The following is a 12,467-nucleotide window of genomic DNA, read 5'->3' as shown; positions in this document are numbered from 1 at the left end:
TATGTATCCTTCTTAAGCCTCCCCTTGGGGGAGGTTTGGAGGGGCTAAAACTGCGGATTATCTACCTTCTCATCCAACAGAGCCAGATTGATCACTTCGCTGATATCTTCCACATAATGGAAAGTGATTCCTTTCAGGTAGTCCTCTTTTATCTCATCGATATCTTTCTTGTTTTCACGGCATAGGATCACCTCCTTGATGCCAGCCCGCTTAGCTGCCAGGATCTTTTCTTTGATCCCGCCTACCGGAAGCACCTTGCCACGAAGCGTAATCTCGCCTGTCATCGCCAGGTTCTCTTTCACTTTGCGCTGTGTAAAGGCTGAAACCAACGAGGTTACCATCGTTATACCGGCGCTCGGCCCGTCTTTCGGAATAGCTCCCTGCGGTACATGCACATGCACATTCCAGTTTTCAAACATCTCTTCCGGAATATCAAACATGGAAGCATGCGCATGTATATACTCCAGCGCGAGCATAGCCGACTCTTTCATCACCTCTCCCAGGTTACCGGTCAAGGTAAGCTTGGCTCCTTTTCCTTTGCTCAGGCTGGCCTCCACAAACAGGATGGCACCACCCACCGCAGTCCAGGCCAGACCGGTTACCACACCCGCGTATTCATTCCCCTGGTATTTATCACGGGAATATTCCGGAGCACCCAGGTATTCCTGCAGCATATCGGGCGTGATCTGCGACGGTATCTCCTCTTCCGAGGCAATTTTGCGGGCAATCTTGCGAGTGACCTTGGCAATCTTTTTGTCTAATTCACGCACACCACTCTCACGCGTATACGAATCCACAATGGCCTGAATAGTTTTTTTCGGGAACTTCACACTCTTACGAGCGATGCCATGTGCATCCAATTGCTTTGGAATCAGGTGGCGGTTGGCTATCTCAATCTTTTCTTCCATGATATAACCACTCACCTCGATCAGCTCCATACGGTCGAGCAGTGGCTGCGAAATGGTATTTAGGTTGTTTGCCGTTGCGATAAACATCACCTTACTCAAGTCGTAATCGATATCTAAGTAGTTGTCATGAAACGCGCTGTTTTGCTCCGGATCGAGCACTTCCAGCAAAGCCGACGCCGGGTCGCCCTTGAAATCGCTCGATACCTTGTCGATCTCATCTAAGATAAACACCGGATTAGACGATCCGGCTTTCAATACATTCTGGATGATACGCCCGCTCATGGCGCCGATATAGGTGCGCCGGTGCCCGCGAATCTCCGCTTCATCGTGCAGACCGCCCAACGACACACGCACATATTTCCGGTTCAACGCCTCCGCAATGGATTTCCCCAGCGAGGTCTTCCCTACGCCCGGAGGGCCATATAGGCAGATAATCGGCGACTTCATATCACCTTTTAGCTTCAGAACAGCCAGGTGCTCGATGATACGTTCCTTCACCTGCTCCAATCCGTAATGGCCTTTATCCAATACCTTTTGCGCATGATTCAGGTTGAAATTATCTTTGGTGTACTCGCCCCAGGGCAGGTTTACAATGGTTTGTACATATTGTGTCTGAATAGAGAAGTCAGGCGACTGCGGATGCAGACGTTCCAGCTTGCGCACCTCCTTATCGAAAGCCTCTTTCACATAAGCCGGCCACTTCTTCTTTTCCGCTCTTTTCCGTAATTCGTTTACTTCCTGATCATTGATATTGCCGCCCAGTTCCTCCTGGATTGTTTTGATCTGTTGCTGCAAGAAATACTCGCGTTGTTGCTGATTGATATCCTCATGCGTTTTCATTTGGATAGAGGCTTTCAACTGCATCAATTGGTATTCCCTATTCAATATGAAAAGCAAGCGATACGCCCGCTCGCGCAGGTCGTTTATCTTGAGCAACTCCTGCTTTACGTCGGCTGATACCGGCAAATTGCTACAAGAGAAATTCACTAAGTAAACCATATTATGGTTATTCTTGATAGAGAAAATCAGATCGCGCGATGGATCATTGGCCACGCTCAGCATCTTAATCGTCAAGTCCTTGATGGTCGACAATAGCGCTTCGAACTCCTGGTCGTTTCTATCCGGACGGGTATCATCCAAGAGAGTTATCTTTCCGCTCAAGAAAGGTTCTGTTTCTGTTATCTCCTGTAGTTCAAAACGTTTCTTTCCCTGCAGGATAACGGTTGTATTTCCGTCGGGCATTTCCAATACCCGTACAATATTGGCTACGACCCCTACATTATACAAATCATCATACCCCGGATCCTCCGTCTCGATTGATTTCTGGCAGGTGACCCCAATCATTTTCTTTTTGCGAACCACCTCCCGTATCAACCGCATGGACTTCACACGTCCTACGATCACCGGCAGAGCCACGCCGGGAAACAGGATCATATTGCGTAAAGGAAGGATAGGCAGCGTATCGCCCACTTTTTCCAAACCCTGTGAAAAATCATCATCCATATCGCACTCCATAATAACCGGCAACACGATGGATTCGGTATCATCAAAATGATTTGTATGTAGCGTTCTAAATTTATTATTCTTCATTCTTCTTTTTACCTCAATTGGTTGTATAGCAGCTAAAACATAAAACGTGCCAAAGTTACATTTTTTCATTCAATAATAGTTAATTTTGTATTGTTTTAAAAATAAAGAAAATGCCTAATTCTTTTTTCCACTTCAAGCAGTTTACAATCCGACACGATAAGTGCGCCATGAAAGTCGGAACCGACGGAGTTCTCCTGGGCGCATGGGCTTATGCAGACAAGGCCAAACGCGTATTAGACATCGGTACCGGCAGCGGCCTGATTGCTTTAATGATCGCACAACGCAGCCAAGCCCTCATCGACGCCATCGATATCGATGAGGGGGCTTACGTTCAGTCACTTGAAAACGTTGCCGACAGCCCTTTCTCCGAACGGATAAGGGTGTTTCACCAATCTTTGGAGCAGTTTGCCTCAGAAAAAAGAGACAGTTATGACCTGATTGTTTCCAACCCTCCTTATTTTATCTCATCCCTGAAGCCACCTACTGAAAATCGGTCGATAGCACGTCATACCGATACCCTGGCGTTAGACGACCTGATCCGTTTGAGTCGATCCATGCTTTCCGACGATGGGCGCCTGGCTCTTATTCTCCCTTATGACCAGGAAAAACAGCTGTATGATCTGACAGAAAGTGAAGGTCTTTTTGTCATCCGCCAGACAAATGTTATTCCTGTCGTGGGAAGCAGCCCCAAACGCCTGTTGGTGGAGATAATACAAAAGCCCTCTCCCACCCTGACCATAGAGACTTTAACGATTGAAGTCGAAAGACACAAATACACTCCCGAATACCAAACACTCACCAGCGCCTATTATCTCAATATGTAAAATATTGTTAATTTGTCCATTTTCAGCGAAACCCCCAATTTACGATTTGTAATTTCCGCCCGACTTTGCGCGCAAAAAAGCGGGACTTTGGAGACAAACTCCCGGGAGAAACACTTTTTAACGTATGGGATTGTAAGCAAAATGGCCGTTTTGCTTACAATCCATATTTTAACATTTCAAAATTTGAGGCGGTTCACTTTTTGTGTTAAAGAACAGGGGTATGTTTTATGCGCTTGGCAATAAAGCCCTTGTAAAAGAAGGTTTCAAAATAAAAGGAGTCAAAATAAATAAAATTGACCACACAAATTTGTTTTCTATCTTAGATTATGTATTTTTGGTTCATTAAAACATAGGAATAACAAGGTTTCTATGAAATAATATAACTTAAAACCTCTAATATATATTATGAGTTATCTCAAATTTGACAAACGATTAATGGTTAACCTGGAAGAGTCGCTGACTCGTGAAGTGCTCAGAACGAACAGAAAAGGAGCCTATCATTGCACGACTATTGTGGATTGTAATACCAGGAAATATCATGGGTTACTCGTAATGCCTGTACCCGGACTGGATGATAATAATCATGTGCTTTTATCCTCTTTGGACGAGACGGTTATTCAGCATAAAGCGGAATTCAACCTGGGACTGCATAAATACCAGGGAGGTAGTTTCAGTCCGAACGGGCATAAATATATCCGGGAATATACGTCGGACACCGTACCGCGTACGCTGTACCGGGTGGGTGGAGTGATTCTTTCGAAAGAGAAGGTTTTTTCTTCTTTTGAGAACCGGATCATGATCAAATACACACTGGAAGATGCTCATTCGGCAACAACCTTGCGCTTCCGCCCTTTCCTGGCATTCCGGAGCGTGAAGGAGTTGACCCATGAAAACGGATCGGTAAACCAATCGTACGAAGAGATTCCGAATGGCATAAAAACCTGTATGTATCCCGGATACCCGGAGCTTTATATGCAATTCAACAAGAAAGCGACCTTTGTGTTCCAACCCGACTGGTATCGGGCTATCGAGTATCCGAAAGAGCAGGAAAGAGGATATCCGTATCAGGAAGACCTCTATGTGCCCGGCTATTTTGAGGTGGCCATCAAGAAGGGGGAATCGGTCTATTTCTGTGCGGGAGACGAACCGATTGTCACCACACGCCTGAAATCGATGTATGAAACAGAAGTAAACTCACGTACGCCGCGTGACAACTTCTTTAACAGCCTGAAAAACTCGGTTCAACAATTCTATTATCGCCCGAATGAAACAGATGCCTATCTATTGGCAGGCTACCCCTGGTTCAAGGTGAGAGCACGCGACCTGTTCCTTTCCTTACCCGGTGCGACTCTTTCCATCGACGACCCGGTGCGGTTCGAGAAAATTATGCATACGGCCATTCCCGCCATACGCCAATTTATGGAAGAGGGCTCGGAAGACAATATGGTAATCCATGAGATCGGGCAGCCGGATGTGTTTCTTTGGGCTATCTGGGCCATTCAGCAATATTGCACCCATGTCGGCATAAAGAAGGCTTGTGAGCAATACATGGATATTGTCGGTGAGATGATCGATTACATCCTGGATCAGAAACATCCGGATATGCGAGTGATGGAAAATGGCTTATTGTATGCCGAAGGGAAAGACAAGGCTATCACCTGGATGAATTCCACGATAAACAGCAAACCGGTGGTTGTCCGTTCCGGATATATTGTTGAGTTTAACGCGCTTTGGTATAATGCGCTCTGTTTTTATAATGAGTTGACCAATGGGCCGCAGAACGATAAACTGGCGCCCCTGATCATGCGTATAAACATCTCGTTCCCGGAGACATTCGTAAACGGATATAATTATTTGTTCGATTCTGTTAGTGGCAGTCGGGTAGACTGGAGTGTGCGACCTAATATGATCTTTGCCGTGGCATTACCTTATTCTCCCCTGTCGCGTGTTCAGCGCCGGGCGGTATTGGATTATGTGACGAAGGAGCTGTTGATACCTAAAGGACTTCGTACGTTAAGTCCCAAGAGCGAAGGCTATCGTCCCTATTATGTCGGGCCGCAATATGATCGCGACCTGGCCTATCATCAGGGAGCTGCCTGGCCTTGGTTGTTAGGACCTTATCTGGAGGCTTACCTGCGTGTGTTCGGCAAATCGGGCGTTTCGTTTGTCGAACGGATGCTGATCAGCATAGAAGAAGAGATATCCCTGCACTGCATCGGTACTATTTCCGAATTGGTTGATGGGAATCCGCCGTTTACATCCAGGGGGGCAATTTCCTACGCACCCAGCGTGTCCGCTATTTTGCGCGTGTTGGATCTGTTGAAGAAATATGATGTAGAATAATCGAATACTATTATATATGAAAGCATTAATGTTTGGATGGGAATTCCCTCCGCATATTCTGGGAGGATTAGGTACGGCCAGCTACGGGCTGACGCGTGGCATGGCCATGCAGCCCGATATGGATATTACCTTTTGTATTCCCAAACCATGGGGGGATGAAGACCAAAGTTTCCTGAAAATCATAGGGGTCAACCACGTTCCCGTTGTCTGGCGCGATACAGACTGGGAGTATATACGGCAACGATTCGCCAAGGTCAATCTGGATCCGCAGGATTATTACGATTTCCGGGATCATATTTATGCCGATTTCAGTTATCGTTATGTGAATGATATCGGGTGTTTTGAATTTTCAGGTCGCTATCCGGATAACTTATTGGAAGAGATCAATAACTATTCCATCGTAGCCGGTGTGATTGCGCGAACGAAACCCTTTGATATCATCCACGCACACGACTGGCTGACCTATCCGGCGGGATTGCATGCAAAGAACGTAACCGGTAAACCGTTGGTTATTCATGTACACGCAACCGACTATGATCGTAGCCGCGGAAATGTGAACCCGGATGTGTATGGCATCGAGAAGAACGGCATGGACAATGCCGATCATATTATAACCGTTAGTAACCTGACCCGCCAGACGGTGATCGAGAAGTATCATCAGGATCCGGCAAAGGTAACAACCGTACATAATGCCGTTGAACCGTTGAGCCAGGAAATCCTGGCTATACCCGATAAGAAAGGGGTAAAAGATAAGGTGATTACTTTTTTGGGACGTATTACGATGCAGAAAGGTCCCGAATATTTTGTCGAAGCCGCGGCAAAAGTATTACAGAGAGCTCCGAATGCCCGTTTCGTGATGGCAGGGAGTGGCGATATGATGAATAAGATGATTCGCCTTGTGGCGCAAAGAAATATAGCAGACCGTTTCCACTTTACCGGTTTTATGAAAGGAAAACAAGTATATGAGGTATTGAAAGCAAGTGATGTCTATGTGATGCCTTCCGTATCCGAGCCTTTCGGCATCTCTCCTTTGGAGGCGATGCAGTGTGGTGTTCCTTCTATTATCTCCAAACAATCGGGATGTGCCGAGATTCTTGATTACGCCGTCAAGGTGGATTACTGGGATATCGAAGCCATGGCCGACGCGATGTATTCCATTATTACCTATCCGGCGATGCACGAATTCCTGAAAGTAGAAGGAAAGAATGAGGTGGATAACATCAAATGGGAGTATGCCGGCCAGAAGGTACGCCATATTTACGATCAATTACTGAACAGATAAAAAAATTAAAACAAGATAAAGTATGAAAACGATTTGTTTCTATTTTCAGATACACCAGCCGTTCCGTTTAAAAAGATATCGTTTTTTTGATATAGGGAATGACCACTATTACTACGATGACTTCCAGAACGAAGAGATCATGCATCGTATAGCCGAGCGTTGTTACATTCCGGCCAACCGCATGATGCTCGATATGATTAAAGCGAGCGGCGGGAAGTTTAAAGTGGCTTTCTCGATTTCCGGCACTGCTTTGGAGCAGATGGAAATCTATGCGCCTGAAGTAATCGATAGCTTTAAAGAACTGGCTGCGACGGGAAATGTAGAGTTTCTGGCCGAGACCTACGCCCATTCGCTCGCTTCACTGGGTGATCCTGAAGAGTTTAAACGCGAAATAACGCAGCATAAGAATAAGATTAACACCCTGTTTGGTGTGAAGCCGAAAGTCTTCCGCAATACGGAATTGATCTATTCGGATGACATTGCCGAGCTGGTTTATGACAATGGCTTTAAAGGGATGCTGACAGAAGGCGCCAAGCATGTGTTGGGATGGAAAAGTCCGAACTATATGTATTCCTCTTGTGTGTGCCCGCAATTGAAACTTCTCCTGAAGAACGACCGCTTCAGTGAAGACCTTTCCATGCGTTTTAATGATTATACCTGGAATGAATATCCGCTGACGGCAGACAAATTCATCTCTTGGATTGCCTCTACTCCGGAGTCGGAACAGATCATCAACCTGTTTATGAATTATGAAATCTTCGGGTCGTTGCATCCGGCCGAGTCGGGTATTTTTGATTTCTTCCGGGCCTTGCCAAGGTATGCCGCCGAACACAATATTTCGTTTTCAACCCCTTCCGATATATTCAACTTACTGAAACCGGTTGATTGTATTGGGGTGCCCTACCCTATGTCGTGGGTAGATGAAGAGAAAGATACCGGATCGTGGCTGGGTAATGTATTGCAGAAAGAGGCTTTCCAGAAGATCAATGAGATCAGCGAACGCGTGCGATTGGTGGAAGACCGGCGCATCCTGCAGGACTGGAATTACCTGCAAAGCAGCGACCACTATTATTATATGAACACCCGTCACCCGGGCGGCGGATTCAGTCCGTACGACAATCCATATGACGCGTTTAACAACTACATGAACGTATTGGCGGATTTCATCAATCGTGTCAATGCTCAGTTCCCGGAAACAATTGAGAATGAAGAGTTGAATGCCCTTCTTACGACGATTAAGAACCAGGGTGAAGAGATTGAACATCTGCAGAAAGAGATCGAAAAGCTAAAGAAGAAAGCGGCGAAAGCGAAGATCTAAGACGAGAATAGTCAAACAAGAAAGAGGATAGGAATAACCTCTATATAATTAGTAAAGGAGAAGTTGTTACGCAACCTCTCCTTTATTGAGGAATTACCAACCGTTTATGTTTCTGGGTTAACCCGGAAAACAAAAGCAGTTGTTCCAATTTTGTGTAGACTATAAAACAAAAACAGGCGGAGTTCATAACGAACTCCGCCTGTTCTCTTATCCTATCGAAAAGCTTTTGTTATGCTTTTGCTTCTGCTTCTGTGATGGAAACGTATGAACGATCACCTTTTCCTTTGTGGAACAATACAACACCATCAACTAACGCATACAATGTATGGTCTTTACCGATGCCTACATTCTTTCCCGGATGGTGAGCTGTGCCTCTCTGACGAATCAGAATGTTACCGGCTTTCGCTGTTTCTCCACCAAATAATTTCACGCCTAATCGTTTACTGTGCGATTCGCGTCCGTTCTTCGAACTACCTACACCTTTCTTATGTGCCATTTTCTTTTAATTCTTTAAACGTTAAGCAACAATTTCTTTAATACTTACCTCTGTGAACTGTTGACGGTGTCCGTTCAACTTACGGTATCCTTTTCTTCTTTTCTTGTGGAAGATCAATACCTTGTCACCTTTTACCAGCGGAGAAAGCACTTCGCAAACTACTTTCGCACCCTCAACCGTAGGCACACCTACAGTCACTTGTCCATTGTTGTCAACCAACAATACTTTGTCAAACTCAACAACAGCTCCACTTTCAACGTTAGGAATGTGGTGTACGAACATCTTTTTTCCTTGTTCTACCTTGAACTGTTGTCCGTTAATTTCTACAATTACGTACATCTGTCTTTTATACTTTAAACAGGTTATGTCCCGGGGGTGGGCGTCGTCTCCGAATCCTCTTGTCTACCCTCTGCGGAAAATCAGAGTGCAAAATTACTGTATCCGAATCTATTATCCAAATATTCCAATCTTTTTTTCTCCCTTTAGAAGCCGAAAGGACCGAAATCGGGCGTTTCTTCTTTGCTTTCTTTTCCTTTTATATAGATACAGGTATCTTGTGAGTCTATCACCATCGTCGGATCGAGCTTTGCCAGAATCGCTTCGCATTGTTCCCGATTGTCGCAACAAACAGATGCTTCATAGGAGTCTTCCTCCCCACCCTTCCGAAACCAAACGCCTTTATAGGCCAGCTCTTTCAAGCGCCCTGAAAGATCTTTGCTGATATTCGACAAAGAGATCGATCCTCGTGCATACTTCAATACGCCCGAGAAAGGAGACTCTGCCTGCCATTTCTCCGGAAAAGCCGGAAGATCGCTGTCCGTTTCCGGAAAATAGTGAGCAATTAACCCGCTAACTCCCTTTAGTGCCGCCTCCGAACCGGAAGGGAAAACCACCGATACGTAACGATTACCGATGACTCCAAGCCATTGATAAGGAGACAAACAGTTTATACCTCCTCCCTGATCGGCCTCTTGGCAACGAAACACCTGCATGGAATAGATACCAAAAGCATCTTCCGGCGTCGGCATCTCATAGATATCAATCGTATAAGACTCTCCATTCCACTCCACATCCCGATTAGTCAGCCTCTCCACACCGTATTCCAGAAACAGGTCTGCCCCGCCATTCATAAAGCCATACAAGCCCTGCCCCGTAAACACGCGCTCGCGGACAACAGACAATTGGCTATGGATAATGGATAATTGACTACAAGCAAAACATAAATATAAAACCCAGAAAACCTTCTTCACGTTAATATTGTCTTAATTATCAATTATCAACTATCCATTCTCAATTCTACAAGATCTATCTTGTCCAAATCACTTACCCCCAACTTCAATTCATCCGCCAGTTCCATAAACAGACGTGATCCTTTGCGATCCTCCTTTTGAATGCCCTCTTCAATTCGTTTCTTGATGATAACTTCATGCGCAATGCGGTCGACCGCTACCGGATCGGTTCCGGCCAGAATCGTTTTATACTGCGTAATAAATTGGGGATTCGCTCCCGGTCCTCCGTCGAAACAGCCGATCAAGCCATCGGCGATATTCAATACTACCTTATCGCGCAGGGGCGGAAATGCACAAACATACGCGCAGGTCTCATGCCACAGATCGGTATGCAACCGTTGCGTATTAGAGATGGAACCAAAACCCAGGTTCTTCATGCACACCGTGATGGAATAACCGGCGTTCTTCAATATGGGAACATTGATAATCTTGGTTACCTCTTCGGTACATATCTTCGTGAAATAAGAATTCTTACCACCATTCACCATATAGGGTATCGTATAGGCATCGTATTCTCCTTCGACATCGGCGTAGAGATAATGCGCCTTATCAATGCGGTCTTCGCTATAATAACGCCCTTCGGCATTGATATAACTCTTGTTTTCATCATAACATTCCGTAGAAGAGATCTTTATGCCCGGGTAGTTTGCTTCTGTAAAACCGGAATCTTCCAGGTTTTCCTGTCGGCGATCCCAGATGACCAAGCGTTCGCGAGGAATGCCGGCCTCTTCCAGTTGTTTGACGATCGCTTGGGTCACCGCATGCGAAGTCGACAACAATTTCCCACCTATCGGGTTCACTTTGATACCGATCACATCCTCCGGTCCGACAAACTGCCGCCAGGCTTTCTTCAGATCGGTCTCGCCGGTAAGCTTCAACAGGCACTCTTTCACCATATCATAAGCAACCGTTTCGGATGGCCTCCCGTCAACAATGCTACCGGCATGATCTACTTTGACCACTTTCCCGGGGTATTTGCCCGGCATCGACAGCGCCGTTCGCGGAATAGATTTCGCAACGTCAATATTGGTTTCTGGTTTCACCTTTTCCTGCATAAGGGAAGGAGCCGCTTTGATAATTGGAGTAACAGCAGCACCTACTCCACCAGCCATCAGTGCGCGGAAGAATTTACGTCTTTTCATAATATGTTGATTTAGTGTTGTTGGATCACAAACATACAAAAATAATCCACGAAAGAAGACTCTATCCTATACAAAAAAAGGAACTGTTTTCAGTTCCTCTTTTTCATTTATCCTCAAATTGCTTTATTTACTATTCTGCCAATAGAACAGAATAATGATCTGCTATATTTAAGAACGGTTCAAAAGAATATTTTTCTGCCTTCTTCCCATGGTAGCGGGTGTAGGTGCCTTTCAGCGCAAGCCGTGCATTCTTCATCCAAGGTCGTGCTTGCAGTGTTTCTTTATAATACACGACCTGCATCTTCTTCGGCTCATTCTTCAAGATCACGTAAGCCGGCCGAATGGCTTTTTCCCCTTTACTCAAGCGAGTCGCACGGCGGTAGTATTTATCTTTGTTTCCACCTTGCAACACAATCGGTGCCAACTCAAACGTTTCCGATCCAAAATAGAGAATAGGCGTAATAGTCAGCGTATGATATTTCACCAAAGGGATATCTGTCATACAGATAGTTGCCTGAAAGAAAGCCGAATCATTTTCCACAAACAATTCATAATCTTCCACAAAAGCTTTTCCTTTATAAACAGCCGTCTGTTGCGCCTGAACAGAAACCATAGAAGCTACCAACAGGCAAAGTGTAAATAGTATATTTGTTTTCATTGTCCTGATCATTTGATAAAGTAAGTAATAGATATACCGGCCTTCGTTATTCCCCAGTAATCGGTTTTATACAATCCCAGGTATTCCTGCTTGTCCTCTTTCATGACAAACTTGTCGTACTCAAAATAGCCATACCCGAAGCCTGCCGTAAACTCAAGACTCCAACGAGGTGACAGGTAAAGCTGGTAGCCGTATGAGATACCTCCTCCATAACCTACCCCATCGTAAGCATGATCTTTATTCATACCAAAAGGCAGATCCACTTTTTTGAAAACATAATCCATGTAATAGCCATGCAGACCTATGAAATGTCCGTTGAATCGTTCTACTGGCCAATAACGGAATTCCGGTTGCACCAACCAGTGTTTCAACGACTCCTTCTTCGTAATCTCAAAAGGAGCATAATTACCGGAAACATCCCCGGTAAAATGCCGTCCCAGAGAGAACTCGACTCCCAGGTTCGGACAGGTAAGGGCATCATACAGCCCATTCGTTTTAATAACAACATATTGAGCAGACGCACTCAAAATGGATACAAGGCAACAAAATACAATTAATCCAATTTTCTTCATATATACGTATTTATATATGTGTTACATGACGCAAAAAGCGCCTAA

Annotated in this window: 11 protein-coding genes; 4 read left to right on the top strand and 7 right to left on the bottom strand. The window is 45.2% G+C overall.

The features are described from left to right. Positions 1 to 44 precede the first annotated feature (44 nt). A complete protein-coding gene (lon, locus tag M2137_RS02325; protein ID WP_280764850.1) occupies positions 45 to 2,498 on the bottom strand; it encodes an endopeptidase La in 2,454 nt (817 codons plus the stop codon). A gap of 110 nt (positions 2,499 to 2,608) precedes the next feature. On the opposite strand from lon, the gene M2137_RS02320 reads away from it, so the two are divergent. The 4 genes from M2137_RS02320 (at position 2,609) to M2137_RS02305 (ending at position 8,265) form a co-directional block, all read left to right on the top strand. Then, positions 2,609 to 3,322, top strand: coding sequence for a methyltransferase (locus tag M2137_RS02320; RefSeq protein WP_280764849.1), 714 nt, complete (start codon positions 2,609 to 2,611; stop codon positions 3,320 to 3,322). Positions 3,323 to 3,727: 405 nt separating this feature from the next. Then, a complete protein-coding gene (locus M2137_RS02315) occupies positions 3,728 to 5,665 on the top strand; it encodes a glycogen debranching enzyme N-terminal domain-containing protein (protein ID WP_280764848.1) in 1,938 nt (645 codons plus the stop codon). Positions 5,666 to 5,681: 16 nt separating this feature from the next. Continuing rightward, the gene (locus tag M2137_RS02310) at positions 5,682 to 6,947 is read left to right on the top strand and encodes a glycosyltransferase (RefSeq protein WP_280764847.1); all 1,266 of its coding nucleotides are present in this window, start codon (positions 5,682 to 5,684) and stop codon (positions 6,945 to 6,947) included. A 22-nt stretch (positions 6,948 to 6,969) separates the two neighbouring features. Beyond that, entirely contained in the window at positions 6,970 to 8,265 is a 1,296-nt protein-coding gene (locus M2137_RS02305) for a glycoside hydrolase family 57 protein (protein WP_280764846.1), read from the top strand. 229 nt (positions 8,266 to 8,494) lie between these two features. Here the strand turns inward: M2137_RS02305 and rpmA are convergent, their stop codons facing one another. The 6 genes from rpmA to M2137_RS02275 form a co-directional block, all read right to left on the bottom strand. Then, positions 8,495 to 8,761, bottom strand: a complete 267-nt coding sequence (gene rpmA, locus M2137_RS02300; protein WP_280764845.1) for a 50S ribosomal protein L27 — start codon at positions 8,759 to 8,761, stop codon at positions 8,495 to 8,497. A 21-nt stretch (positions 8,762 to 8,782) separates the two neighbouring features. Continuing rightward, the gene (gene rplU, locus M2137_RS02295; RefSeq protein WP_280764844.1) at positions 8,783 to 9,100 is read right to left on the bottom strand and encodes a 50S ribosomal protein L21; all 318 of its coding nucleotides are present in this window, start codon (positions 9,098 to 9,100) and stop codon (positions 8,783 to 8,785) included. A 143-nt stretch (positions 9,101 to 9,243) separates the two neighbouring features. Continuing rightward, a complete protein-coding gene (locus tag M2137_RS02290; RefSeq protein WP_280764843.1) occupies positions 9,244 to 10,011 on the bottom strand; it encodes a DUF6599 family protein in 768 nt (255 codons plus the stop codon). Positions 10,012 to 10,037: 26 nt separating this feature from the next. Next, entirely contained in the window at positions 10,038 to 11,192 is a 1,155-nt protein-coding gene (locus tag M2137_RS02285; RefSeq protein WP_280764842.1) for a DUF362 domain-containing protein, read from the bottom strand. A gap of 130 nt (positions 11,193 to 11,322) precedes the next feature. Further along, complete coding sequence (locus tag M2137_RS02280; protein WP_280764841.1) at positions 11,323 to 11,850, bottom strand: DUF3868 domain-containing protein; 528 nt, start codon at positions 11,848 to 11,850, stop codon at positions 11,323 to 11,325. Positions 11,851 to 11,858: 8 nt separating this feature from the next. After that, entirely contained in the window at positions 11,859 to 12,422 is a 564-nt protein-coding gene (locus tag M2137_RS02275) for a DUF3575 domain-containing protein (RefSeq protein ID WP_280764840.1), read from the bottom strand. Positions 12,423 to 12,467 lie beyond the last annotated feature (45 nt).

Origin of the sequence: Parabacteroides sp. PFB2-10 (assembly GCF_029893085.1) — a bacterium.
Taxonomy (GTDB): Bacteria; Bacteroidota; Bacteroidia; order Bacteroidales; family Tannerellaceae; genus QVMG01.
The sequence above is the reverse complement of the archived record's forward strand: the minus strand, read 5'-3'. Positions and strand labels throughout refer to the sequence as shown.